Source organism: Fundidesulfovibrio magnetotacticus, assembly GCF_013019105.1.
Taxonomy (GTDB): Bacteria; Desulfobacterota; Desulfovibrionia; order Desulfovibrionales; family Desulfovibrionaceae; genus Fundidesulfovibrio; species Fundidesulfovibrio magnetotacticus.
Genome location: NZ_BLTE01000028.1, coordinates 1 through 24,369, shown reverse-complemented (window position 1 = coordinate 24,369; position 24,369 = coordinate 1). Strand labels below are relative to the sequence as shown.

At 66.5% G+C, this 24,369-nt stretch carries 20 protein-coding genes and 1 tRNA gene; 16 read left to right on the top strand and 5 right to left on the bottom strand.

From position 1 onward, the window contains the following. The first annotated feature begins 93 nt into the window (after positions 1 to 93). Positions 94 to 1,617, top strand: coding sequence for a VgrG-related protein (locus tag NNJEOMEG_RS19395; RefSeq protein ID WP_173087129.1), 1,524 nt, complete (start codon positions 94 to 96; stop codon positions 1,615 to 1,617). Between the two features lie 75 nt (positions 1,618 to 1,692). Here NNJEOMEG_RS19395 and NNJEOMEG_RS19390 read toward each other — a convergent pair whose 3' ends face one another. Further along, on the bottom strand, positions 1,693 to 2,235 hold the full coding sequence (locus NNJEOMEG_RS19390; RefSeq protein WP_173087128.1) for a hypothetical protein: 543 nt from the start codon (positions 2,233 to 2,235) through the stop codon (positions 1,693 to 1,695). A gap of 650 nt (positions 2,236 to 2,885) precedes the next feature. Between NNJEOMEG_RS19390 and NNJEOMEG_RS19385 the strand changes: the two genes are divergently transcribed. The 4 genes from NNJEOMEG_RS19385 to NNJEOMEG_RS19370 all read left to right on the top strand — a co-directional run bounded on the left by NNJEOMEG_RS19385 (position 2,886) and on the right by NNJEOMEG_RS19370 (position 8,429). After that, positions 2,886 to 3,785: a 50S ribosomal protein L11 methyltransferase gene (locus tag NNJEOMEG_RS19385; RefSeq protein ID WP_173087127.1), complete on the top strand. Its 900-nt coding sequence runs from the start codon at positions 2,886 to 2,888 to the stop codon at positions 3,783 to 3,785. A 189-nt stretch (positions 3,786 to 3,974) separates the two neighbouring features. Next, positions 3,975 to 6,020, top strand: a complete 2,046-nt coding sequence (locus tag NNJEOMEG_RS19380) for a GAF domain-containing protein (RefSeq protein WP_173087126.1) — start codon at positions 3,975 to 3,977, stop codon at positions 6,018 to 6,020. Continuing rightward, positions 6,017 to 7,237, top strand: coding sequence for a response regulator (locus NNJEOMEG_RS19375; protein ID WP_173087125.1), 1,221 nt, complete (start codon positions 6,017 to 6,019; stop codon positions 7,235 to 7,237). Before NNJEOMEG_RS19380 ends, NNJEOMEG_RS19375 begins: the two co-directional genes overlap by 4 nt. Further along, the gene (locus NNJEOMEG_RS19370) at positions 7,227 to 8,429 is read left to right on the top strand and encodes a response regulator (protein WP_173087124.1); all 1,203 of its coding nucleotides are present in this window, start codon (positions 7,227 to 7,229) and stop codon (positions 8,427 to 8,429) included. The genes NNJEOMEG_RS19375 and NNJEOMEG_RS19370 overlap by 11 nt, the downstream gene beginning before the upstream one ends. Positions 8,430 to 8,518: 89 nt before the next feature. On the opposite strand, the gene NNJEOMEG_RS19365 is transcribed toward NNJEOMEG_RS19370, so the two are convergent. Further along, entirely contained in the window at positions 8,519 to 9,163 is a 645-nt protein-coding gene (locus tag NNJEOMEG_RS19365) for a flavodoxin family protein (RefSeq protein ID WP_173087123.1), read from the bottom strand. 165 nt (positions 9,164 to 9,328) lie between these two features. On the opposite strand from NNJEOMEG_RS19365, the gene NNJEOMEG_RS19360 reads away from it, so the two are divergent. From NNJEOMEG_RS19360 to NNJEOMEG_RS19330, 7 genes are all read left to right on the top strand, one after another. Then, positions 9,329 to 10,036, top strand: coding sequence for a hypothetical protein (locus tag NNJEOMEG_RS19360; protein WP_173087122.1), 708 nt, complete (start codon positions 9,329 to 9,331; stop codon positions 10,034 to 10,036). Between the two features lie 76 nt (positions 10,037 to 10,112). Next, positions 10,113 to 11,063 carry a UDP-glucuronic acid decarboxylase family protein gene (locus NNJEOMEG_RS19355; protein WP_173087121.1) on the top strand — a complete coding sequence of 317 codons (951 nt, stop codon included), beginning with the start codon at positions 10,113 to 10,115 and terminating at the stop codon, positions 11,061 to 11,063. A 54-nt stretch (positions 11,064 to 11,117) separates the two neighbouring features. Next, on the top strand, positions 11,118 to 12,068 hold the full coding sequence (locus NNJEOMEG_RS19350) for a glycosyltransferase family 2 protein (RefSeq protein WP_173087120.1): 951 nt from the start codon (positions 11,118 to 11,120) through the stop codon (positions 12,066 to 12,068). Between the two features lie 3 nt (positions 12,069 to 12,071). Then, positions 12,072 to 13,058: a glycosyltransferase gene (locus NNJEOMEG_RS19345; RefSeq protein WP_173087119.1), complete on the top strand. Its 987-nt coding sequence runs from the start codon at positions 12,072 to 12,074 to the stop codon at positions 13,056 to 13,058. Further along, entirely contained in the window at positions 13,059 to 14,531 is a 1,473-nt protein-coding gene (locus NNJEOMEG_RS19340; RefSeq protein ID WP_173087118.1) for a B12-binding domain-containing radical SAM protein, read from the top strand. Positions 14,532 to 14,682: 151 nt separating this feature from the next. Then, a complete protein-coding gene (locus NNJEOMEG_RS19335; protein WP_173087117.1) occupies positions 14,683 to 15,684 on the top strand; it encodes a glycosyltransferase in 1,002 nt (333 codons plus the stop codon). A gap of 129 nt (positions 15,685 to 15,813) precedes the next feature. Continuing rightward, positions 15,814 to 16,899 carry an NAD-dependent epimerase/dehydratase family protein gene (locus NNJEOMEG_RS19330; RefSeq protein ID WP_173087116.1) on the top strand — a complete coding sequence of 362 codons (1,086 nt, stop codon included), beginning with the start codon at positions 15,814 to 15,816 and terminating at the stop codon, positions 16,897 to 16,899. A gap of 340 nt (positions 16,900 to 17,239) precedes the next feature. Here NNJEOMEG_RS19330 and NNJEOMEG_RS19325 read toward each other — a convergent pair whose 3' ends face one another. After that, positions 17,240 to 17,569: a PilZ domain-containing protein gene (locus tag NNJEOMEG_RS19325; RefSeq protein WP_173087115.1), complete on the bottom strand. Its 330-nt coding sequence runs from the start codon at positions 17,567 to 17,569 to the stop codon at positions 17,240 to 17,242. A 484-nt stretch (positions 17,570 to 18,053) separates the two neighbouring features. On the opposite strand from NNJEOMEG_RS19325, the gene NNJEOMEG_RS19320 reads away from it, so the two are divergent. After that, positions 18,054 to 18,617: a hypothetical protein gene (locus NNJEOMEG_RS19320; protein WP_173087114.1), complete on the top strand. Its 564-nt coding sequence runs from the start codon at positions 18,054 to 18,056 to the stop codon at positions 18,615 to 18,617. A gap of 61 nt (positions 18,618 to 18,678) precedes the next feature. Here NNJEOMEG_RS19320 and NNJEOMEG_RS19315 read toward each other — a convergent pair. Both NNJEOMEG_RS19315 and NNJEOMEG_RS19310 read right to left on the bottom strand, forming a co-directional pair. Then, a tRNA-Ser gene (locus NNJEOMEG_RS19315) sits at positions 18,679 to 18,768 on the bottom strand. Between the two features lie 52 nt (positions 18,769 to 18,820). After that, on the bottom strand, positions 18,821 to 19,798 hold the full coding sequence (locus NNJEOMEG_RS19310; protein WP_173087113.1) for a chemotaxis protein: 978 nt from the start codon (positions 19,796 to 19,798) through the stop codon (positions 18,821 to 18,823). Between the two features lie 191 nt (positions 19,799 to 19,989). Between NNJEOMEG_RS19310 and NNJEOMEG_RS19305 the strand changes: the two genes are divergently transcribed. The 3 genes from NNJEOMEG_RS19305 to NNJEOMEG_RS19295 are packed head-to-tail and all read left to right on the top strand — an operon-like array spanning position 19,990 to position 24,179. Then, the gene (locus NNJEOMEG_RS19305) at positions 19,990 to 21,231 is read left to right on the top strand and encodes a glycosyltransferase family 4 protein (protein WP_173087112.1); all 1,242 of its coding nucleotides are present in this window, start codon (positions 19,990 to 19,992) and stop codon (positions 21,229 to 21,231) included. 3 nt (positions 21,232 to 21,234) lie between these two features. Next, positions 21,235 to 23,133 carry an asparagine synthase (glutamine-hydrolyzing) gene (asnB, locus tag NNJEOMEG_RS19300; protein WP_173087111.1) on the top strand — a complete coding sequence of 633 codons (1,899 nt, stop codon included), beginning with the start codon at positions 21,235 to 21,237 and terminating at the stop codon, positions 23,131 to 23,133. After that, positions 23,133 to 24,179 (top strand): glycosyltransferase family protein, encoded by a 1,047-nt coding sequence (locus NNJEOMEG_RS19295; RefSeq protein WP_173087110.1) that lies wholly within the window; start codon positions 23,133 to 23,135, stop codon positions 24,177 to 24,179. The genes asnB and NNJEOMEG_RS19295 overlap by 1 nt, the downstream gene beginning before the upstream one ends. Positions 24,180 to 24,369 lie beyond the last annotated feature (190 nt).

The window sequence follows — 24,369 nt, the reverse complement described above, 5'->3', positions numbered from 1 at the left end:
CCGCCCGAAAACCACACGACCGGGGGCCTGTCCCTCATTGGCCCGTCCGGCAGGACCCCAGGCGTCCGGAGGGCGACTCCGGCCTGGCAGACCATGGAGTACCATCCCGAGCGCGACGACCCGGGAATACGCATCCACCGCATCCGTGAAGATGGTTCCCAGCAGTGGGTCCCCGAGGACCAGGGGCCGGAGGATACCGGGTACGAGTTGGACGACCGCCGGGTCGCCCGGCCCTACGCGCCGGTCCGGTCCGGTTCGTCGAGGCCGTTCACCTCGGCTGGTTCGGGCCTGGCAAGCCGCCTTGGCGGGCTCACTTCGGCCGGTCCGTCCCTGGCCAGCAACTCCCTGGACCGGCGCACCGGCAGGCTGAACTACTGGGCCTGGCTGGACGCCGGGGCCGACCGCCTGGGCCTGGGCGGAACGCTCCTGGAGGACGACACCCCGGACCTCTACGAGCGCGAGGGCATCCGGAACAGACCCTCCGCCCTGACGGCGGGAGGAAACCCCGAGAACGCGCGAATGCCGGATGAGTCCTTCTTTGAAAGGGACACGCAAGGGGGCGGAGCGGTCCGGCAACTCTCCCAGGACGGCGGCGGGGGCGCGCCGTCGTCCGGTGCGGGCGTAGGCGAGGGGGGAGCCAGCCCCGCGCCGGACGCCGGGGGGAGCGCAGGCGTCGCCGCGCCCCCGGCGGGGATCGATCCGAACAGCAACCCCCTGTTTTCGCCTCCTACAGGGAACGACGGGGCGCTTGGAGACTTCGCCAAGGCCATCCGTGCCTTGCAAGGTGATTTGCGGAAAACACCTGCACCGGCGGACAGGGCCTACAAGCCTGACAGCCCATCGTTGAACAAACAAGAGTGGCAGGGCACCCCCTGGGCGGACCAGATCACGTATTTCGACAGGTACGATCTCTCAGGAAAACCGCGCCCGCAACCTGCGGCAAACCTGACGGTAGCCGGCATCCCCCCGATGCGTCCGGACCTGGGCGAGTCGGTCAAGAGGTTCGAGAGCACAAAGGGCGTCGCGGAAGTTTCCATCCCGGTTAAGAACGATGCCGGAGGTGTGAGTTACGGGTCGTACCAGTTCACGTCCAAGGACAACAAAAGAATTGGTGGCACGGTGAGAGAGTTCGTCTATTCCCCCGAGGGAAGCGACTACCGGCTCCACTTCGCCGGGTCCACGCCGGGATCGCCCGAGTTTTCCAAGCGCTGGCGCAATGCGGCCGGAGCCGATCCGACTGGCCTCCACGCGGCGGAAAAGGCGTTCATCTACCGGACGCATTACTTGCCGGGGGCGAAGAAAGTTTCTGAAGCTGGGTTAGATATGAACAATCCGGGTGTACAGGACGCTGTATTGTCTGGAACTATACAACATGGGTCCTCAAAATCCGGATTCCCAGACATTGTTGAGTCCGCAGTAAGGAGCAATCCTGGATTTCAATCCATGTCCGCAGAAGATCAGCTGAAAGCGATCTACTGGGCTAGAAGCAACAAGTCGAAAATTTGGGATGCCGGAGGCGGCCGATACTTCGGCCGCCCTCAAGACAAGCATGGCGAGTTCAGCGCCATCCGTGACCTCAACTCGGCCTATCAAAACCGCCGAGACCGCAAGACCTGATCCTTGTGAAATTCAATTTGATCGAGTTAGCGAACCACCAACTAGTTTGCCGTAGCCTTGCAGTCAAACGCAAGGCTACGGCTTTGTTCTTGAAAAATGCCACTCACCTTGCTGTTTAAACACATAGACTTCATCTGGGCCAATATCAACAAGCTCTTTATCTCTAAAGCCAACCACAGACATCCGTGCACACCACACCATAATGCCAACATTATTCTTATATTTGCTTAATTTATGCATGTTGACATGCCACATGCTAAACCTGTTTGTGTCATTATCCTGGCCCAACGAAAAGAGCCATGATGACGCCTGAATAAAAACATCGGTCGACGGCTCAATGTCTACATCAACACGCCGCACATTTGATACTGAAATAAAATAATATTTGTCATCAACAACTCCATCTATCTCACAGTCCGTCTCAATTCCGCATACTGACAATATTGCGTTCGCGATCTTTGTGTGTGGAACGAAGGAATATCCACGACTTAGCCCACCAATGCCGCACTCGCTTGTTCCGCAACGTCCAATTACGCCCCTGACCTTAACAGTCTGTTTGGCAGCAAACCCGCTGGAAGGAACTAGCAGTAGCAACAACAGGAGAGTTGCATGTCGCATAGTCATTACTCCCTGAAGTGACGGGACCGGAGCCAACCGCACCTTAGTATATTTTCGCTGTTACGCACTAAGTGATATTCTCACGACATTCAATCGCGGTCAACCACTTCCCCATGAACCGCAGGACCCATCAGAGGGACATTCCGCAGCCGCCCCTCCGCACTGACGGCGGCAGGAAACCCCGAGAACGCGCGGATGCCGAAGGAGTCCTCCTTTGAAAGGGACACGCAAGGGGGCGGCGTGGTCCGGCAACTCTCCCAGGACGGCGGCGGGGGCGCGCCGTCGTCCCCTGGCGGGGGCGAGGGGGTAGCGGGAGGGAGGTCACCCGAGGTCAGCCCAGGCGGCGTGCATCCCACTCCAGGCGAAATGGGCCAGCGGGAGGACGGGCATGACCTGCGCCTTTCACCGGTCCTCGACCCGCAGGGTTGGAAGTTCACGCCACCAGGGAAGGGCGTGGGCTGGAAGGACCGGGTGAGGCAATGACAGAACCGGAGGTCGCAAAGGCGGCCCTATTTAGACGGAAAACTGTCCAAGAAACCCTGGACCGCTACAGCGACGCCAAGTTCTCCCGCTCTCGCCACGCGCTTGACCCGATCCTCATTATCGAACAAAATCGTCTCGCTCATCCTGATATTGTCGCAAGGAACACCATGTCCCAACTGCTCAAGATCGAACTGACGCTCCCCGGCTCCCTCTCGGAAACCGACATGGAGCTTCTTTCCGACGACGTGTCCGCCTGGCTCTCCTCCAACTCGCTCCAGGGCTGGGAGGAATTGACCGCACCCGCCACCCGCGACGTGACTTTCCGCTTCTACCTGGAGCCCGAATCCCCCCTGGCCCAGGTGGTGCGAGGCTACGTTCCCCAACGCTGGCCCATGGCCCGCGTGGCCGTGGAGGCCCAGGAGCAGCAGGATTGGGCCGCCGCCTGGAAGGAGTTCTTCACGCCCATCGACATCGGCGGGCGCTTCGAGATCGTGCCGCCCTGGCTGTCCGACGCCGACCACCACGGCCTGGAGCCCATCGTCATCGAGCCCAAGATGGCCTTCGGCACCGGCCACCACGCCACCACGGCCCTTTGCCTGGAGGGCATCGCCAAGCTGGTGGACTCCGGCCGCCTTGCCAAAGGGGCGCGCTACCTGGACCTGGGCACCGGGTCGGGCATCCTGGCCATCGGCCTGGCCAAGCTGGGCTGCACGGGGCTGGCCGTGGACATCGACCCCCAGGCAGTGTTCTGCGCCGCCGAGAACCTGGCCCTGAACGGCCTGCCCGCCCCGGGCACGCCCGGCGCGCCCGTGGAGCTGTGCGTCTGCGGCCTGGAAGGCCTGGCCCCGGACGCCGCCTTCGACTGCATCGTGGCCAACATCCTGGCCCAGCCGCTCATCGACATGGCCCCCTACCTGCTTGCGCACCTCAAGCCCGGCGGCGCGCTCATCCTCTCGGGCATCCTGACCACCCAGGCCCGCGCCGTGGCCGACGCCTACGTGCGCCAGGGCCTGCCCGAGCCCGAGATCAAGGACGTGGGCGAGTGGAGCGGGCTCTTCTGGGTGTAGCCGCGCCCCGCCTTGCGCGCGTGCACCGCACGCTTTTGTCCCTTTCCGCTGTTGTCCTCCCTCGCCGGGAGGGGTATCAGTGGGGTGAAACGTCCGGCGGCGGGTCCGCCGGCACCCCAACGCGCGCTTCGTCCCCCTCATGACCGTCGGCCGACGCGGGACGCGCGCACACGGCAAGGAGGCAGGGCCATGGCAGGCCACTCATCCACCGCGGACGCGTCCTGGTCCCCCGCATCCCAGGCGCGGCGCACACTGGAGGCGCTCATCAGGCTTTTCCGGCTCTCGGAGGCCGACCTCGGCCAGCTTCTGGACCAGGCCCTGGCCGAAACCCTGGCCATCACGAAGAGCGCCGTGGGCTACATCTATTTCTACGACGAGGGCACGCGTCTTTTCACGCTCCACGCCTGGTCCGACTCCGTGATGGCGGCCTGTTCCATCACGGAGAAGCAGACCACCTACGAGCTGGACAAGACCGGCCTCTGGGGCGAGGCCGTGCGCCGCCGCGCCCCGGTGCTGGTCAACGACTTCCAGGCCCCCGACCCCTGCAAGAAGGGGTATCCCGAGGGCCACGTGCCCCTGCGCAACTTCCTCACCATCCCAGTTTTCCACGCCGACGCCGTCACGGCGGTGATCGGCGTGGGCAACAAGCACGGCGACTACGTGCCCGACGACGTGACGAACCTGGAACTCATCGCACGGGGGGTGTGGTCCATGGTGCTGCGCCGCCAGGCCGAGGAGGAGGCCCGCGCCGGCCGCGAGCTCAGGCGGCTCCAGCGCATCCTGGACGCCACGCCCGCCCCCCTCTACCACAGCGACCCCCAGGGACTGGTGAGCGGCTGCAACAACGCCTTCGCGGCGTTCTTCGGCCTGGCCAAGCCGGACGCCGCCGGAAAGACCCTGCCCGACCTGCTGGGCATAGACCCCGCCCTGCTCCCCGAGGAGGACGCCGACCCCGCCGAGTTCCCCGTGCAGGCCCAGGGGAAAACGCGCCACGTGCTCTTCCGACGCTCCAGCTACAAAAACCGCCGGGGCCAGCGCCTCGGGTCCATCGGCGTGCTCACGGACATCACCCTGCGCAAGCGCATGGAAAGCGAACTGGCCGAACGCGAGAACACCTTCCGGGAAATCCTGCGGGGCATCCGCGCGGGCATCCTGGTGGTGGACCCCCGCGAGCGGACCGTGCTGGACGCCAACGACATCGCCCTGGGCATCGTGGGCCTGCCCCGGGACCTGCTGCTGGGCAGCCCCTGCACGGCGCTGCGCTGGATCAGGCAGTCGGACAACGCCCCCGCCGACTGCTGCCCCATGGACGGCCCGGAGATCATCAACGAGGAATACCGCATCGAGCGCCCAGACGGGACCACGCTCCCCGTTTCGCGCACCGTGGTGCCAGCCGTCCGCTCGGGCCAGACCCTCCACTACGAAATCCTCTTCGACGTGGGCGAGCGCAAGGCCCTGGAGCGCCAGCTGGCCCTGGCCCAGCGCCTGGAATCCCTGGGCGGGCTGGCCTCGGGCATCGCCCACGAGATCAACACCCCCATCCAGTACATCGGGGACAACCTCACCTTCCTGGAAGGAGCCTTCACCGACCTCGGCGACCGCCTGGCCGGACAGGAACGCGACGAGGACCTGGACTTCCTCCTGGAAGAGATCCCCAACGCCCTCTCCCAGTCGCGCGAGGGCGTGGCCCGCGTGGCGGGCATCGTGGGGGCCATGAAGCGCTTCTCCCACGCGGGCGGCGAGGAAATGGGCCTGCTCGACCTGCCCAAGGCCATCGAGAACGCCACGGTCATCAGCCGCAACGAGTGGAAATACCACGCGGAAATCACCCTCGACCTGGACCCGGAGCTGCGCTACATCCCCTGCCGCCCGGGCGACTTCAACCAGGTGCTCCTGAACCTGCTGGTCAACGCCAGCCACGCCATCACCGACAAGTACCGCGACACCGGCGAAAAAGGCCGGATCACCGTGACCACCCGCAACGAGGACGGCTGGATGACCCTGAGCGTCCTGGACACGGGCTGCGGCATCCCCGCCGCCAACATCCACCGCGTCTACGACCCCTTCTTCACCACCAAGGAGGTGGGCAAGGGCACCGGCCAGGGCCTGGCCCTGTGCCACGACATCGTGGTGAAAAAGCACGGGGGCTCCATCACCGTGGACTCGCAGCCCGGCCAGTGGACCCGCTTCACCGTGCGCCTGCCCCTGGACAAGACCCCGGAGAACGACCCGTGAAACCGCGTCTGCTCTTCGTGGACGACGAATCCAAGGTCCTGGACGGCCTGCGCCGCATGCTCCACCCCCAGCGCGGCCGATGGGACGTCTCGTTCCGCTCCAGCGCCGCCGAGGCCATGCAGGCCCTGGACAGCCAGCCCCACGACGTGCTCGTCACCGACCTGCTCATGCCCGGCATGGACGGCGGCCGCTTCCTGGAAGAAGTCCACGCCCGCCACCCGGGCATCATCCGGCTGGTGCTCTCGGGACACTCGGGGCGCGCCCTGGCCCTCCAGGCCGCGCGCTACGCCCACCAGTTCCTGGCCAAACCCGTGGATTCCGAAGCCCTCGTGCGCACCTTGGAGCGCCTGCTGGCCCTGCGCGGCGTGCTCACCAACCCCCGCGTGCAGGAGCTGGTGCACCGCCTGGACACCCTGCCCGCCCTGCCAGAGGTCCACCAGCGCATCCTGGCAGAACTCCACTCCCAGGAGCCGGACATGGGCCGCATCGCCGCGCTGATCTCCCAGGACATGGGGCTCTCGGCCAGCATGCTCAAGCTGGTGAACTCGGCCTTCTTCGGGCTGCGCACCCGCGTCTCCAGCCCGGCCCACGCCGCCAACCTCCTGGGCCTGGACGTGATCGCCGGGCTCGTGCTCACCGTTCACCTTTTCTCCAGCTTCGACGCCGCGCGCCACAAGGGCTACGACCTGGAGGGCCTCTGGCTGCACTGCCTGAACACCGGCAACGTCTGCCGCGCCCTGGCCTGTGCCGAAGGCTTCGCCCAGTCCAGCCAGGACGACCTCTACGTGGCGGGCATCCTGCACGACGTGGGCAAGCTCGTGCTCCTGTGCCACGCGCCGGACCTCTACGGGGAGGTTCTCACGGCCTCCCGCGCGCAAAACCGCGCCGTGTGGGCCTGTGAGCGCGACATCCTGGGCTGCACCCACGCCGAACTGGGGGCCTACCTGCTCTCCCTCTGGGGCTTCTCCGAGGAGATGATCCGCTGGATCTTCACCCACCACGCCCTTGCCGGGGAGCCGGAACACACGCCCCTGGCCGCGGCCATCGTCCACGCCGCCAACGCCCTGGACCACGAGCTGCGCGTGGTCAACCAGCGCTACGAGCGCGACAGGTGGCGGCTCCCCGCCCTGGAGGCCTCGGGCCATGCCCACCGCCTGGAGGACTGGCGCGGGATCGCCGCCTGCGTGCTCCGGGAAGGACCCGTCAATGAACCCTAGAATCCTGGCCGTGGACGACGACCGCTGCCTTCTGGACGCCCTGCGCCGCACCCTCTGCCGCCGCTACGACCTCTCCCTGGCCCAGGGCCCCGAGGACGGGCTCTACGCCCTGCGCGAATGCGGTCCCTTCGCCGTGGTCCTCAGCGACCTGCGCATGCCCGGCATGGACGGCATCCGTTTCCTGGAGCGCGCCAGGGAGCTGGCCCCGGACACGACCCGCATCATGCTCACCGGCCACGGCGACCTGGACGCGGCCATGGCCGCCGTGAACGAGGGCCACGTTTTCCGTTTTTTCACCAAGCCCTGCCCGCCCGATGTGCTCGTGCGCGCCCTGGACGCCGGGGTGGAGCAGCACAGGCTGGTCACGGCGGAGAAGGAACTCCTGCGGGGCACGCTGCGCGGCTGCGTGAAGGTGCTCCTGGACGTGCTGGGCCTGGTGAGCCCCGAGGCCTTCGGCCGGGGAGAACGCGTGAAGAGCCTGGCCCTGGCGGCGGCCCGGCGCATGGGCCTTGCGCCCTCATGGCGTCTGGAGCTGGCGGGCATGCTCTCCCAGGTGGGGCTGGTGGCCGTGCCCCAGGAGATCGTGCTGCGCCGCTTCCGGGGGGACCCCCTCACGGACGAGCAGCAGGCCGTCTACGACATGCACCCCTCGGTGGCGGCGGCGCTCCTGGGGCAGATCCCCCGCATGGGGGAGGTCACGGAGCTCATCAGCCGCCAGGGCGATTGCCGCCTGGGCGGGGAGTGCCCCACGCCCGAGGCGGCCCTGCTGGCCCTTTGCCTGGACCTCGAAGACCTCCTGGCCCAGGGCCGGGACAAGCGCCGCGCCGCCGACTCCCTGCGCCAGCGTTGGGAAATGCGAGAGCCCCAGGCCCTGCGCGCCGTGCTGGAGGCGCTCTTCGAAGAATCGGGCTACCTGCCCGAGCGCCTGCCCCTGGACCGCCTGCGCGAGGGCATGGTCCTGGACGCGGACCTGCGCGACGAGGCGGGCACGCTCATCATGGCCAGGGGCCAGCACGTGAGCGAGGCCGCGCTCCTGCGCCTCTCGCGCCTGCGCAAGAGCTTCCGCCTGCCTGGGGAGGCCGACGTGCTCAGGCCGCTAGCGCCCAGCGAGGGGGCGACGCCCTCCGTTGAAGAGCGCAAGCAGGACGACCCGGCGCCGCCCGACGGCCCTCCCGGCCCGGCGGGCGCGTAAGCCGGAGCCAAGCGCTGCCCGGGCGAATCCGGGGACATCCGCGCGTCTGGCCTGCCGTGGCCAGGGACCGGGCGAGCCAGGCCCAGGCCTCATCCCCCCGCCATCCTGCGTCCCAGGGCGCGGGCGCGCTCCAGGTCTTGCGGGAAGACCTCCTCGCGCCGTTTGGCCTTGGCCTGGGCGTCGAACACCGTACAGAGGTACTTTTCGTAGTCGTCGAACTGGAGGGTGTCGGCGCTGAGCAGCAGCTCGCAGGCGCCGAGAGTGCGCTCCATCACGCCCCGCATGCGCTCCATGAACACCGTGTAGCCCCACTTCTCCAGGGCGTGCTCCGGGATGTTCATGGTATAGACCAGGGCCGTGGGGATCTTGCGGGGAAAAAGCGTGGCGTAGCCCGGCGTGTAGGTGAGGTACGGAAACAGCAGCCGCTCCAGGAAGGAGCGGCACTCGCCCGTCTCGGCCCCGAAGTACACCGGGGAGCCCGCCACCAGGCCATCCGCCCCGGCGGCGCGCTCCAGCACGGGACGCAATTCGTCCTGCATGGCGCAGCGCCCGTAGCTCTTTCCGCCCAGCTTCTTGCACTCGAAGCAGCTCGTGCAGCCCTTGTAGTCCAGCCCGTAGAGGTGGACCAGCTCGGTCTGCGCGCCCGCCTCGGCCGCTCCCTCCAGCACGGCCTCCAGGAGCATGGCCGTGTTCCATCGCTTCCGGGGACTGCCGTTGAACGCCATGATCTTCATGAAACCTCCTCGCCGCGCGACGCCGTGCGCGGCATGCTCCCGCCTAGTGGGTATCTCCAATATGGGCAAGTACTTACACCCACGACAGCAGGGCACCGGCTGGGTACCGGCTGGCGCGCGGGCGGGGTTTGACATTCCCGGGCCGATGGCCAATACCCCCCGGCCATGAACCCCACGCGCCCAAGCCCCCTCGATTCCCCCTGGCTGGAACTGGCCGTGGGCCTGATCCTCCTGGCGGCCGGGTTCGCGGAGCTGCGCGAGATCATCGCCCGGCACATGCCCAACCAGGGGCCCATGCTGCCCCACGCGGCGGCCACCGTGGGCCTGGCCATGGCCCTGCGCTCCCTGCCGGGCATCTTCCTGGGCCTGGAACTTGCCGACAAGGCCGTCGCGGGCCTGAGCGCGCGGCCCGCCCTGGCCTGGCTGGACGCCCTGGCCCACTGCCGCGCGGCGGACCTGGCCATGGGCGTGATCCTCATGGCCGCCGGGCTGGCCGACCTGGGCGACCTGGCGGCCTCGGGCCTGCCCGCGCTCAACAGCGCCTCGGGGGCGGCCCTTTTCGGCGCGGCCCCCCTGCTGGACGCCCTGCTGGCCCTGGTGAAGGGCGCGGGACGCGTGGGCAGCGAGGTCCCCGGGCTGGGGCTTCTCAGGCGCGCGACGGCCAACCCCTGGGTGCGCGCCGGGGCCGGGCTGGCCCTGCTGGCGGGCGGGCTCTGGGAGCTGTGGACCGCCTGGAGCGCGAACCTTGCCGGGCACCGCCCCGCCCTGCCGGGAGCCCTCTCGGCCCTGGGGCTCTTCGGGCTGGTCACGGGCCTGCCCGGCGTCTACCTGGGACTTCGCGCCCTGGCAGGCGCACAAGCTCCCCGAACCTGATTTACTTTCGCCTCAAAGCGGTTTACAGCCCCCCGGCAAGGACCGTTTCATACCCATCCAGAAAGGACCATCCGGCATGCATCTGAACAAACGTGTGCTCGTCACCGGCGGCGCGGGCTTCCTTGGTTCCCACCTCTGCGAGCGTCTGCTCGCCGAAGGCTGCGAAGTGGTGTGCATGGACAACTACTTCACCGGCACCAAGCTCAACATCCAGCACCTGCGGGACAATCCCAGCTTCGAGCTCCTGCGCCACGACGTCACCTTCCCCCTCTACATCGAGGTGGACGAGATCTACAACCTGGCCTGCCCGGCCTCGCCCATCCACTACCAGTTCGACCCCGTGCAGACCACCAAGACCAGCGTGCACGGCGCCATCAACATGCTGGGCCTGGCCAAGCGCGTGAAGGCCAAGATCATGCAGGCCTCCACCTCCGAGGTCTACGGCGACCCCTCCGTGCACCCGCAGCCCGAGTCCTACTGGGGCAACGTGAACCCCATCGGCTTCCGCTCCTGCTACGACGAAGGCAAGCGCTGCGCCGAGACCCTCTTCTTCGACTACCGCCGCCAGCACAACCTGAAGATCAAGGTGGTGCGCATCTTCAACACCTACGGCCCGCGCATGCACCCCAACGACGGCCGCGTGGTCTCCAACTTCATCGTCCAGGCCCTGCAGGGCCAGCCCCTCACCGTCTACGGCGAGGGCCAGCAGACCCGCTCCTTCTGCTACGTGGACGACCTCATTGATGGCTTCGTGCGCTCCATGAAGACCCCCGACGAGTTCACCGGCCCCGTGAACCTGGGCAACCCCGGCGAGTTCACCATCTTGGAACTGGCCCAGCTGGTGATCGAATACACCGGCTCCAAGTCCAAGATCGAATACCGCCCCCTGCCCTCGGACGACCCCAGGCAGCGCAAGCCCGACATCACCCTGGCCAAGTCCGTCATGGGCTGGGAGCCCACCATCAAGCTGGCCGACGGCCTCAAGAAAACCATCGAATACTTCGACTGGTTCCTCAAACGCCAATAACGCACACGGGGCGGAAGGCCTGCCTTCCGCCCCGGACGAGCCATTCGGATCCTCATGTCCCAAACTTCCCGGAAATCCCTGGCCGTCGTGGTGCCCGTGTACAACGAGGCCCAGGGCCTCGACGCGCTCCACGCCCGCGTGAGCGCCGTCATGAACGCCCTGCCCTACGACTGGCAGCTCATCCTCGTGGACGACGGCAGCCGCGACCACTCCTGGCCCAAAATCCGCGAGATCGCCGCGCGCGACCCCAAGGTCAAGGGCCTCATGCTCTCGCGCAACTTCGGCAAGGAAATGGCCCTCACCGCCGGGGTGGAGCTCTGCCCCGACGTGGACGCCGTCATCTGCCTGGACGCCGACCTCCAGCACCCGCCGGAACTCATCCCCACCCTGACCGCCAAATGGGAGGAGGGCTACGAGATCGTGGCCACCGTGCGCGAGGCCGTGGCCGACTACTCGCCCATGAAGAAGTTCGGCTCCAAGGCCTTCTACTGGGTGATGACCCGCTACTCCGACCTGGACATCCCCCCCTCCAGCACGGACTTCCGACTCCTGGACCGCAAGGTGGTGCGCACGCTGCTCCAGTTCACCGAGCGCACGCGCATGTTCCGCGGCCTCATCGACTGGATGGGTTTCAAGAAGACCTACATCCCCTTCGTGGCCCCGGCACGCGACACCGGGCAGGTGGGCTACTCCTTCAAGAAGCTCTTCAACCTGGCCGTGAACAGCTTCACCTCCTTCTCGCTCCTGCCCCTGCGCTTCACCGGCTACCTGGGCCTGACGATCATCGGCGTGGCCCTGTGCTGCCTGGCCTTCATGTCCGCAGGCAACGTGCTCTGGGGGGCCAACTACACCCCCATGGCCTTCTTCACCGTCTTCAACACCTTCCTCATCGGCATCGTGCTCTGCGGCCTGGGGATGGTGTCGCTCTACATCGGCCACATCCACACCGAGGTGGTGCAACGGCCGCTTTACATCATCCGCGAACGCGCGGGACGCTGGGAGTAGTCCATGTCCGACACGCCGCTTTTCTCCATCATCATCCCCTTCAAGGCCCCGGGCCTGCTCGTGGAGGAGTGCCTGGCGCACATCTTCGAGCTCCAGGAGACCCGCTACGAGGTCATCCTGCTGCCCGACGAGCCCATGCCCGAGCCCAAAGGCGTCTACGCCCGCCCCGGCGTGAGCGTGCTGCCCACCGGCCCCGTGAGCCCCGCCGTCAAGCGCGACATGGGCGCCCAGGCCGCGCAGGGCCAGTACCTGGCCTTCATCGACGACGACGCCTACCCCGAGCCCTACTGGCTCACCTACGCCCGCGAGGCCTTCGAACGCGACCAGACCGTGGTGGCCGTGGGCGGCCCCGCCCAGACCCCCGCCTCCGACCCCTTCTTCGCCAGGGCCTCGGGCGCGGTGTTCCTCTCGCGCCTCTCCGGCGGCTTCCCCCAGCGCTACTTGCCCCTGCCCCCCAGGCGCTTCGTGGACGACTGGCCCACCGTGAACCTCATGGTGCGCCGCGAGGCCTTCCTCGCCGCTGGCGGCTTCGGCAACGAGTTCTGGCCCGGCGAGGACACCAAGTTCTGCATGGACCTGATCGCCAAAACCGGCGGCAGGATCCTCTACCTGCCCGAGATGCTCGTGTGGCACCACCGCCGCGAGGGCCTCTGCAAGCATCTGCGCCAGGTGGGCAACTACGGCGCGCACCGGGGCTTCTTCGCCCGCAACTTCCCCGGCACCTCCCGCCGCCTGCCCTACTTCATGCCCTCGCTCCTGCTGCTCTTCCTCACGGTGGGGGCCGTGCTCCTGCCCTGCTCCGTCTGGTGGGCGGGCGTGAAGCTCTACTGCCTGGCCCTCCTCGTGGCTGCGGTGGACATCGCGCGCCGCGAACCCCTGGACGTCACCCTGGCCGCCGTGCCCTACATCGTGCTCACGCACCTCTGGTACGGCTGGCGCTTCCTGCGCGGCTGGTTCACCAACGATCTCAAGAGCACCCTCGGCAGATAGATGAAGCTCTCCATCTCCTATCCTCCCCTGGAATCCTCCAAGGGCGTGGCCCTTTTGTCCCAGAACCGCCAGTTTCAGTGGTTCACCAACCCCACCTACATCTACCCCATGGTGCCCTCCTACGCGGCCAGCCTCTGCCAGGAGCGCGGCCACCGCGTCTTCTGGGACGACGGCATCGCCGAGGAGATGACCTACGCCGCCTGGCTGGACCGCATCAAACGCGAAAAGCCGGAACTGATCGCCATGGAGTCCAAAACCCCGGTGATCAAGCGCCATTGGAAAATCGTGGAAGAGCTCAAGCGCGAGCTGCCCGGCACGAAGGTGGCCCTCATGGGCGACCACGTCACGGCCCTGCCGCGCGAATCCATGGAGAACTGCCCCGCCGACTTCGTGATCGCCGGCGGCGACTTCGACTTCATCCTGGCCGACCTGGCCGACCACCTGGACGGCAAGACCCCCGCCCTGCCCGGCGGCGTCTGGTTCCGCGAGAACGGCGAGATCAAGGACACCGGCCCCGCCTCCCTGGAACACGACCTGGAAAAGCTCCCCCACATCGACCGCGCCCTCACCCGCTGGGAGCTCTACGCCTACAAGAACGGCAACTTCAAGCACACCCCCGGCACCTACGTCTACGCCGGGCGCGACTGCTGGTGGGGCAAGTGCACCTTCTGCTCCTGGACCACCCTCTATCCCGGCCGCAACTACCGCACCGTCTCCGTGGAGCGCCACCTGGACGAAATCGAGATGCTGGCGGCCATGGGCGTGAAGGAAATCTTCGACGACTCGGGATGCTTCCCCAAAGGCCAGTGGCTGGAAGACTTCTGCCGCGGCATGGTGAAGCGCGGCCTGCACAAGAAGGTGGTGATGGGCTGCAACATGCGCGTGGGCGCGCTCAGCCAGGAGCAATGGCATCTCCTGAAGGCCGCCAACTTCCGCTTCATCCTCATCGGCCTGGAGTCCGTGGTGCAGACCACCCTGGACAGGCTGGTCAAGGGCATCAAGGTGGCCCAGATCGAGGAAACCCTGCGCATGTGCAAGAAGGCAGGGCTCTCCCCGCACATCACCACCATGGTGGGCTACCCCTGGGAGACCCGCGAGGACGCCCGCGCCACCATCGACTTCGCCAAGCGCATGTTCGTCTCCGGCGTGCTGGACACGCTCCAGGCCACCATCGTGGTGCCCTACCCCGGCACCCCCCTCTTCGCCGAGGCCAAGGCCCAGGGCTGGCTCCTCACCGAGGACTGGGACGACTACGACATGCGCCAGAGCGTCTGGCGCTCCCCGCTGACCAACGAAGACGTGTTGCAATTCAAGAACGAACTGTATAAGGCCGCCCTGACCCCGGCGTTCATCCTGCGCAAGATACTCTCCATCAGAAGTATGGACGACATCGCCTTCTTCTACCGGGCCGCAGGGAAGCTCATCGGCCACCTGCTGAACACCCGCAAGGGCTGCGCCGAGTGTAAGAAGTAAGGCGGGGCGCTGCCCCGCACCACGTCGGGGCGCCGCCCCGAACCCCGCCAGGGCGCCGCCCTGGACCCGCCGGGGGGAATGATTCCCCCCGGACCCCCTCAATGGGGGTTTGTGTTTTTCAGGCAGCAATCAAAAGAGCGACATACCGTTTATGACCCTTGATCGCGTTTCCGTGGTGGTCACCACCCGCAACGAAGCCCGCAACATCGGCAACTGCCTGGAATCCGTGAAGGCCCAGGGCTATCCGGCCGAGCTCGTGGAAATCATCGTGGTGGACAACGCCTCCACCGACGATACGCAAGCCATCGCCCGGCGCTACACGGACAAGGTGTTCGACAAGGGCCCCGAGCGCAGCGCCCAGCGCAACTTCGGCTTCGCCCAGGCCACCGGCGACGTGCTCGTCTTTCTCGACGCCGACATGATCCTCTCCGCCTCCGTGCTCGAGCGCAGCGTGGCCATGCTCCGCCAGGGATACGACGCGCTCTACATCCCGGAAATCGTGCTGGGCCGGGGCTTTTTTCCCACGGTGCGCCGCTTCGAACGCAGCTTCTACGACGCCACGGTCATCGACTGCGTGCGCGCCTTCACACGCCGGGCCTTCGACCAGGCGGGCGGCTTCGACGAAAGCCTCACCGGCCCCGAGGACTGGGACTTCGACAAGCGCATGCGCGCCTCGGCCAGGGTGGGCCTTCTCTCCACCTACGATTTCGACCGGGTGGACGCCTACGTGCGGAGCCTCCCCGGAACGCCCCGCGCAGGCGCGGGACTTGGGCCCGAAACGCCCCGCGCGGGCGCGGCAAAGGCCCCCGCTCAGGACTCCGGCCCGGAGCTGGCGGCGCGCCTCGCCGGGTACGAGGCTCTCTCGCGCGACGACAGGCCGCTGCTCTTCCACAACGAGGCGGCCTTCGACCTCTGGCGCTACCTGACCAAAAAAACCTATTACGGCGGGTCCTTTGAAGCCTATATCGCCAAGTGGCCCGCCGGGGACGCGGACATCCGCCGCCAGTTCGGGGCGTTCTACCGCTTTTTCGGCGTGTTCCTGGAGAACGGCCGCTGGCGCAGGCTGCTTTCGCATCCCCGCCTGACCTTCGGCATGTATTTTCTTCGATTTCTCGTGGGACTTTCGTATCTGTTGGACAAACTGAAACGTTAACAACCGCCCCCCTTTGCGGGTCCAGGGGGATCATCCCCCTGGCGGGTGCAGGGCAGCGCCCTGCCGGGTCCAGGGCAGAGCCCTGGCGGGGGTTCGGGGGCAGCGCCCCCGCTCTTAAGGAGCTTTCACATGTCAGTCGCCATCGTCACCGGCTCGGCCGGCCTGATCGGTTCGGAAACCGTCCGCTTCTTTGCGGACAAGGGTTTCGACGTCGTGGGCATCGACAACAACCTGCGCAAGACCTTCTTCGGCGAGGACGCCTCCACCGAGTGGAACCGCCAGCGTCTGGAGGGCGACCTCAAGAGCTACACCCACTACGACGCCGACATCCGCGACCACGACGCCATCTCCAAGATCTACGGCCGCTACGGCAAGTCCATCAAGGCCGTGATCCACTGCGCCGCCCAGCCCTCCCACGACTGGGCCGCCTCCGACCCCTACATGGACTTCACCGTCAACGCCAACGGCACCCTGGTGATGATGGAGAACTTCCGCCAGCACTGCCCCGAGGGCGTGTTCATCTTCACCTCCACCAACAAGGTCTACGGCGACACGCCCAACTACCTGCCCCTTGTGGAGCTGGAGAAGCGCTTCGAGATCGAAAAGGGCCACAAGTGGGAAGGCGGCATCGACGAGACCATGTCCATCGACCAGACCAAGCACAGCCTCTTCGGCGCGTCCAAGGTGGCGGCCGACGTGGTGGTGCAGGAATACGGCCGCTACTTCGGCCTGAACACCGGCGTGTTCCGCGGCGGTTGCCTCACCGGCCCGGCCCACTCCGGCACCAAGCTGCACGGGTTCCTCTCCTACCTGATGCGCTGCTGCATCACCGGCAAGAAGTATTTCATCTACGGCTACAAGGGCAAGCAGGTCCGCGACAACATCCATAGCTACGACCTGGTGAACTCCCTCTGGCACTTCTTCGAGAAGCCCCGCGTGGCCGAAGTGTACAACATCGGCGGCGGCCGCTACTCCAACTGCTCCATGGCCGAAGCCATCGACCTCTGCGAAGAGATCACCGGCAAGAAGATGAACTACGAATACGACGAGACCAACCGCATCGGCGACCACATCTGGTGGGTCTCGGGCCTGAAGAAGTTCGAGGAGCACTACCCCGACTGGAAGATCACCTACGACGTGCCCCGCATCCTGCGCGAGATCTACGAGGTCCAGAAGGACGTGGTGAACGAAGGCGGCGCCGGCGGGAAGTGCTAGTCCAAAAGGCCTCCGGCGGCCATAGAGGGCGCTGCCCTCTCTGGCCTCTCCCGCCAGGGGGATGATCCCCCTGGACCCGCGATTGCTTCGCGGGCTTCACCGGGGAGGCTGACGAGAGATTGAAAAAGGCGGGGGCCAAGGCCCCCGCCTTCTCCTTCTGGCGGATGCGGCGCGCGGGCCGTATCGGTCAGCTGACCGAAGGCCAAGGTTCATCGTCGTCCCGAAAAGGCTCATCTGTCCACTTCCCGCACCGGCCGGACGCGTTCAAAGCCTTCGAGGGATGCCGGGGATGACCGCGAACCTGGACCGAACCGGATGGCCCTGGGGTGCGCTGCCCTGGCTAAGCCGTCGCGGCGTAGTAATCGTAGAGCGCGTCGTAGCTCCTCGAAAGCGGCTCGGAAAACGAAATGCCTATGTACTCATCCTTGTGCCATGCCACGGTATAATATTTCCCCGCCAGATAGGGTTGTTCGTAATAGTCGTCGATGATGGCGCCATCCATCTTGTAGGCATCACCGCCATAAAGATCACCGACTTCCAGCTTCGCCCCGCCCTGACTGATGTCCATCAGCCTCGCGGAATAGAGCTTGCCCTCGATGTTTATTGTGCAATCATATCCGTTCGCATGATAGGACACAGGCACGCGGTTGTAATAACGACGCTCATCCATGGCTCCCTCCTGTCGCCTTGCCCAGCGGGTTAGTACGCAGCTCTTACAGCCATTCAAGACACGAACCGCAAATCAAGCGTCTCTATACGGCGTATCCCGTGCGTCCATCCAGAACCCGTTTCGCCGCTGAAGCCCCTGTAGGCGACTGGCCCGTTTCGCGGGCCATGCGGTTCTCCACGCCGCAGGCAAGGCCCACGGGGAGCATTGCGCATGGCCCAGGGAGCGTGTCGCGGACATGGCCACCGCAAATCGTTCCTTTCACCCGGACCATCTTTCGTGCTCGTGAACCACGCGCCCAGCCATGATGCCGCGCCGCTCCAGAGGGAACACAGGACACTCCGTATGCGCGAAATGCAACCAAAGCACGAACGACCAGGCGGAGGCCCCAAGCCCCCCCTATTCCTGGAATGAGCATTACGCGCTCGTAATCTTTATGCAAGCACCGTGCAACTTCCAGTGTCGCATGATTCCCCATGGTTAGAACATGCTGCAAATGGAATTCATGGCGAATGTAAAGAAACCCTACACGAAAATGTCATGCATCCCGCCTAGCGAACCGATGGCCCCGACTTCTTTGACCGGCAGGCGTGACGGCCGGGACGAAGGGCCGTTGAAAGCCGCGGCGCTCCGCCATGAAGTTCGCCGGCGACCCGCGCGCCATGGCCGGAGCCCTTCGGCCTCGCCAGGCATCATTCCCGACGCCGACCCGGCCCTGATTACCCAGGCCCTCGACAACGCGTTCAAGGCCCGTTTCAGGGACGTAGTGGCTCTGGAATCCTTCGAGGACCGCACCAGCGCCGGTGGGGTAGCGGTGATGTTTCTGGACATCCAGGTGCTCTACGGACAGTTCTCTTCCCAGATGACCACCGTGTCCTCCCTGGGCATCGTGGTGGACGACGGCCGCCAGCCCGTCGAACAAATCCGGGGCGATGGCAGCGCCATGCGACCTCCGGGGCCGAACCCCGATCCGACCACGTGTTGTCCGGTCGAGTTCGGCAGGTGTCCGGCTGTCGATGGACAGAACTGGATGAGGCTGGACTATCGCTAGCCCAGCCTCGTAATATTTTCAGGGGTTTTCGGACTTTCTCGGACTTCCCTGAATCGTCATGTGGCGGAGGGAGAGGGATTCGAACCCCCGGACAGGTTGCCCCGCCAGTGGTTTTCAAGACCACCGCCTTAAACCGCTCGGCCATCCCTCCGCGCGCGGAACGCATCCCTTACACGCGCTCGCGCCGCCGGGCAAGACGCCCCTTACCGGGAACGCGGCCGGGGGCGGCCCTTCTGCTCGATGAGCGCCTTGGAGCGCTGCGTGAGCGTGGTGATCTCGGGCTTGGTGATCTGGTCGTCCGCGCCCACGGACGTGCCCTTGTGGAAAAGTTTCTCGTTGATGAGCGAGCTGAAGAGAATCACCGGGATGTCGCGCAGCACGGGGTCGTCCTTGATGCGCTTGCAGAGGTTGTGGCCGTCCATGGCGGGCATCTCAATGTCGGTGACCACCAGATTCACCAGTTCCAGGATGTCGATGCCCTCGTCCTGCGCGCGCTGCTTGTGCCGCACCAGGCGCTCCCAGGCCTGCTGGCCGTTGATGTCCTGCTCCACCTCGTAGCCGTCGCGCAGGAGGGTGTTCACGATGAGCTTGCGGATGGAGCCCGAATCGTCCACCACCAGGGCGCGGTAGGCGATCTCGTCGGTGGCCTCCACGCGGGCCTCCTCATCGGGCTCCTCGCGCATGGCCAGGCTGGGGTTCAGGTCCCAGATGATCTTTTCCATGTCCAGAAGCAGCACGATGCGGTCTTCGAATTTCACCACGCCCGTGAAGCTGTTGGAGGAGAAGCTGGCCACGTAGCCGCTGGGCGGCTCCACCTGTTCCCAGCTCAGGCGGTGGATGCGCGTTACGCCCGACACCAGAAAGGCGTTGGTGATGTTGTTGAACTCGCTCACGATCACCTTGGGGGCCTCGTTGCGCACCATCACCTTGCCCAGCCAGATGGAGAGGTCGATGAGCGGGATGATGCGCGAGCGCAGGTTGAACGTGCCCTTCACGGCGGGATGCGGCGTGGAGGGCATCTCCGTCACCTTGGGCTTGCGAATGATTTCCAGAACCTTGGCGACGTTCACCCCGAAATAGCTGCGGTAATTTCCGCCGTCCTCGGTCTCCTCGTCGATGAAGAACTCAACGATTTCGAGCTCGTTTGTCCCTGACTCAAGCAGAATGTTCGTCTGACTCATGGAGGCCTCTGGCTGGACGGTTGTGGAATGCCGGATCGTGCGACGCCGCTTCGCGTGACCTTACCACCGTTGAGATACATCGCGCCCCTTGTCAAGGCCTTCCTGCGCCCTTGCGCCCGGCGCTTTACACCGTGCCCAGCCTGGAATAGAACCCCCAAACGCCAACGGCGTTTCCCCTGCGAGGCCGCACCTTGAATCTGCCCAAAATCGCCTACGTCCTGCTCTGGTTCCCCCTCTCCTCGGAGACCTTCATCTTCCGGGAAGTCCGGGCGTTGCGCCGCCTGGGACTGCACGTGCTGGCCTACAGTCTCTACGGCAAGAAGCTCCGGAACCTCTCCCCCGAAATGATCGACTATTCCTACGGCGTACGCCGCATGGGCCTCTTCGCCCTACCGCTCATCCTGCGCGACGTGCTCTGGTGGAACAAGCGCCGCCCGGGCGTGTTCAGGGACCTGGCCCGGCGCATGCTCCTGCGCCGCTGGTGCAGCCTGGAGGTGACGGCCGAGAGCCTCTGGGCCTTCCTGGCGGGATTCCGCCTGGCCCGGCTTCTCCAGCGCGACGCAGTGGACCACATCCACGCCCCCTGGGCTGGCGGCCCAGCCACCGCCGCATGGGTGGCCTCGCAGCTCACGGGCGTGCCCTATTCCATGGCCGGACGCGCGGGAGACATCTACCCCCCCGACGGCGCGCTGGCCGAAAAAATTCGCGACGCGCTCTTCGTGCGCGTGAACAACCTGGCCAACAAGGGCTACCTGGCCTCCCAGGCCCCGGGCCACGAGGACAAGATCCACCTCGTCTACAACAGCCTCACCTTCAGGGACCACGGCCTAGCTGCCGCGGACATGACGCCGCCCTGCAAGCTCCTGGCCGTGGGCCGCTTCGCGCGCACCAAGGGCTTCGACGTGCTCCTGCGCGCCTGCGCCCTGCTCAAGCGCCAGGGCTTCCCCTTTCGGCTCACCCTGGTGGGCTCCGGCTTCCAGGACCCCCTGCTCAAGGCCCTGCGCAAGCGCCTTGGCCTGGAGGACGCGGTGTGCATGCCGGGCTTCCTCTCCCACGACGAGACCGCCTGGCTCATGGCCTCCCAGGACATCATGGTGGTGCCCAGCGTCGTGCACGCCTCGGGCGACCGCGACGGCATCCCCAACGTGATCATGGAGGCCCTCTCCCGCCGACTCCCCGTGGTGGCCACGGACGTCTGCGGCATCCCGGAAGTGATCCGTCACGGCGAGACCGGTCTCATCGCCCCCCAGCGCGACCCCGAGGGCCTGGCCGAAGCCATCCGCGCCATGGCCGCCGACCGCGACGGCGCGTTGGCCATGGCCGAAGCCGGACAACGCCTCGTGCGCGAAATGTTCGATCCCGAGGTCAACGCCCACAGCCTCTACGAGCTCTTCCGCGCCCACACCAGCCCGCCTGCCGGGCAGGAGCCCTAGGCCGTGTGCGGCATCGCCGGGCTGGTGGACTCCCTCGGCCGGCCCCTCCCGCCCGAGGCCATGGAATCCCTCCAGGCCATGACCGCCTCCATGGCCCACCGGGGACCAGACGGCTGCGGCCACTGGCGCGACGGACCCGCCGCACTGGGACATCGCCGTCTCTCCATCATCGACCTCTCCACCGGCGCCCAACCCATGGAGGACGCCCACGGCCGCCTGGCCGTGACCTTCAACGGCGAAATCTACAACTACCGCGAGATCCGCGCCGCGCTCGAAGCCCTGGGCCACGCCTTCCGCACCTGCTCCGACACCGAGGTGATCCTGGCCGGATGGCTCCAGTGGGGGCCGCGCTGTCTGGAGCGCTTCGAGGGCATGTTCGCCTTCGCCCTCTGGGACCGCCGCGAGCGCACGCTCTTCTGCGCCCGCGACCGCTTCGGCAAGAAGCCCTTCTTCTACACGCTCCAGAACGGGCTTTTCGCCTTCGCCTCCGAGTCTTCGGCCCTGCGCCGCGTGCCGGGACTGCGCCTGGACGTGGAAGCCGCCACCCTGGCCCGCTTCCTGGCCTACGAATACGTCCCCTCGCCGGAGTCCATCTACCGCCAGGTGAAGAAGCTCCCGCCCTCCCACTGGCTGGAACTGCGCGAGGGCCGCGTCACCCTGGGCCGCTACTGGTCGCTCCCCGCGCCCGAGCCCGCCCGCGCCTCCGAGGCGGAGCTGGGCCGGGAGCTGGAACGACTGATGGCCCAGGCCGTGAAACGGCGCATGATCTCCGACGTGCCCCTGGGCGTGTTCCTCTCCGGCGGCATCGACTCCTCCCTGGTGGCCGCGCTCATGGCCGGGCAGGCTCCGCGCATCAAAACCTTCTCCATCGGCTTCCGCGAGGCCAGCTACGACGAGTCCGCCTACGCCCGCAGCGTGGCCCGCATGTGGGACACCGAGCACCACGAGCACATCCTCTCGGCGGAAGACTGCGCGGGACTGCTCCCCGAGATCGTCACCCGTTTCGACGAGCCCATGGCAGACCCCTCCATCGCCCCCACGTACCTGCTCTCCAAGGTGACGCGCCAGGAGGTCACCGTGGCCCTGGGCGGCGACGGCGCGGACGAACTCTTCGCGGGCTACGAGCACTTCCAGGGCTTCCAGGCCGCCAGGCTCTACAACGCCCTGCCCCGCCCCGTGCGCCGCTTCGTGGTCGATCCCGCCTGCGCCGCGCTCCCGGCCTCGGACGGCTACGTGAACCTGCGCCTGGGCGCGGCCACCTTCCTGCACGGCGCGCGTCAGGCCCCCTGGCTGCGCGTGCAGGACTGGCTCACCGCCCTGCACCCCGAGCTGCAGCGCCAACTCTGGCGCGACCCCGCCCCCCTGGGGCTGGACGCGCCCCAGCTCTTCGCCTCCACGCGGCGCACCTTCGACCGCTCGAGCGCGTCCGCGGACCTGGACCGCCTCTTCCACGCCTACTGCCGCCAGTACCTGCTGGACTACATCCTGGTGAAGGTGGACCGCTGCACCATGATGCACTCCCTGGAGGCCCGCGCCCCCTTCCTGGACCGCGACGTGGCCGAGTTCGCCTGCCGCCTGCCCACGCACATGAAGCTCCGGGGCCTCTCCCGCAAATACCTCCTCAAGAAGGCCCTGGCGCATCTGCTGCCCGAGGAGATCCGCACGCGCAACAAGCGCGGGTTCCTCATCCCCGTGGCCCGCTGGCTGCGCGACAAGCTCAAGCCCCTGGTGGAAGAGCTTCTGGGCGAGGACCACCTGCGGCGACAAGGCCTCTTCGACCCCAAGACCGTGCGCGGACTCGTCCACGAGCACGACTCGGGACGGCGAGACCGCCGCAAGGAGCTGTGGACCCTGCTGGTGCTCCAACTGTGGCTGGCCCACAACAAGCCGGACGTGTCCTGATGGCCCGCATCCTCTACGGCGTCCACGGCTCCCAGCACGGCCACGCCATCCGAGCGCTCACCCTGGCAAGGGCCTTCCCGCAGCACGAGTTCCTTTTCGTCACCAGCGAGGAGGCCGCCGGGATCCTGCGGCGCGGCCACCGCGTGGAGACCGTGCTCAACCCCGGCACGCGCTACAAGAACTACGCCCTGGACCTGCCCGCCACCGTGGCCCTGGCCGTGAAGACCTTCGCCCGCAGGGGCAGCGAACTGGCCCGCCTGGGCAGGCTCATCGAGGACTTCAAGCCCGACGTCTGCCTCTCGGACTACGAATACTTCGTGCCCATCGCGGCCAGACGCGCGGGCGTGCCCTGCCTCTCCCTGGACCACCAGCACGTCATCACCCTCTGCGAGCACCAGCTGCCCCGCGCCGTCTGGTGGGACCTCGCGAGCACGTCCTTCTCCGTGGACAGGCTCTTCTCCAACTCCACGGCGCACCTGGTCATCAGCTTCTACCAGCCGCCCTTGAAGCCCGGCGCGCAGCGGGCCATCTCGCCGCCCATCCACCGGGAGAAGGTGTTCGAGCACGAGGCGACGGTGGGCGAGCACATCCTGGTGTACCAGAGCTGCTCCATCTGTCCGCGCTTCGTGCCGCTGCTCCAGACCCTGGGGCGTCCGGTGATCGTCTACGGCTACAACCGCGAGGCCCGCGAGGGCAACCTGACCTTCAAGAAGTTCAGCGAAGACGGACTGCTGGCCGACATGGCCTCCTGCGCCTACGTGATCTGCGGGGGCGGCCACACCCTCATGAGCGAGGCCCTTTTCTACGGCAAGCCCATCGTCTCCCTGCCCGTGAAGGGGGCCTTCGAGCAGTGGCTCAACGCCTTCTACCTGGAGAAGCTGGGCTACGGCCTGCACCTGGACATGCACAAGCTCGACGAGACGGCCATGGCCGGATTCGAGTCCCGTGTGGAGGGCTGCCGCGAGCGCGTGCGCGCCGTGGACTTCCGGGGCAACGAGTTCGCCTTCGGGATCGTGGAGCGCTTCGTGCGGGACGGACGACTGTAGCGCTCCCGCCACGCCCAGCTCTCTCGAACTGCTTGACCGACTCCCCCAAATCGGAACGCAGTGCGGGCACGGCGGCTCCGCGTGGGCCTTGCTCTGTCTGCTGCGGGTAGGCTTTCGGGGCCGCATCCCCTACGCTCCCGCCTGTCTTGAAGGCGTTGAACTCGTCAAGCGGCGTGGGATCAACCCGTGG

Coding starts and splice junctions, on each gene's coding strand:
- NNJEOMEG_RS19395 (WP_173087129.1), top strand. CDS start 94: ATGGAGTACCATCCCGAGCGCGACGACCCGGGAATACGCATCCACCGC.
- NNJEOMEG_RS19390 (WP_173087128.1), bottom strand. CDS start 2,235: ATGCGACATGCAACTCTCCTGTTGTTGCTACTGCTAGTTCCTTCCAGC.
- NNJEOMEG_RS19385 (WP_173087127.1), top strand. CDS start 2,886: ATGTCCCAACTGCTCAAGATCGAACTGACGCTCCCCGGCTCCCTCTCG.
- NNJEOMEG_RS19380 (WP_173087126.1), top strand. CDS start 3,975: ATGGCAGGCCACTCATCCACCGCGGACGCGTCCTGGTCCCCCGCATCC.
- NNJEOMEG_RS19370 (WP_173087124.1), top strand. CDS start 7,227: ATGAACCCTAGAATCCTGGCCGTGGACGACGACCGCTGCCTTCTGGAC.
- NNJEOMEG_RS19365 (WP_173087123.1), bottom strand. CDS start 9,163: ATGAAGATCATGGCGTTCAACGGCAGTCCCCGGAAGCGATGGAACACG.
- NNJEOMEG_RS19360 (WP_173087122.1), top strand. CDS start 9,329: ATGAACCCCACGCGCCCAAGCCCCCTCGATTCCCCCTGGCTGGAACTG.
- NNJEOMEG_RS19355 (WP_173087121.1), top strand. CDS start 10,113: ATGCATCTGAACAAACGTGTGCTCGTCACCGGCGGCGCGGGCTTCCTT.
- NNJEOMEG_RS19350 (WP_173087120.1), top strand. CDS start 11,118: ATGTCCCAAACTTCCCGGAAATCCCTGGCCGTCGTGGTGCCCGTGTAC.
- NNJEOMEG_RS19345 (WP_173087119.1), top strand. CDS start 12,072: ATGTCCGACACGCCGCTTTTCTCCATCATCATCCCCTTCAAGGCCCCG.
- NNJEOMEG_RS19340 (WP_173087118.1), top strand. CDS start 13,059: ATGAAGCTCTCCATCTCCTATCCTCCCCTGGAATCCTCCAAGGGCGTG.
- NNJEOMEG_RS19335 (WP_173087117.1), top strand. CDS start 14,683: ATGACCCTTGATCGCGTTTCCGTGGTGGTCACCACCCGCAACGAAGCC.
- NNJEOMEG_RS19330 (WP_173087116.1), top strand. CDS start 15,814: ATGTCAGTCGCCATCGTCACCGGCTCGGCCGGCCTGATCGGTTCGGAA.
- NNJEOMEG_RS19325 (WP_173087115.1), bottom strand. CDS start 17,569: ATGGATGAGCGTCGTTATTACAACCGCGTGCCTGTGTCCTATCATGCG.
- NNJEOMEG_RS19320 (WP_173087114.1), top strand. CDS start 18,054: ATGCTGCAAATGGAATTCATGGCGAATGTAAAGAAACCCTACACGAAA.
- NNJEOMEG_RS19310 (WP_173087113.1), bottom strand. CDS start 19,798: ATGAGTCAGACGAACATTCTGCTTGAGTCAGGGACAAACGAGCTCGAA.
- NNJEOMEG_RS19295 (WP_173087110.1), top strand. CDS start 23,133: ATGGCCCGCATCCTCTACGGCGTCCACGGCTCCCAGCACGGCCACGCC.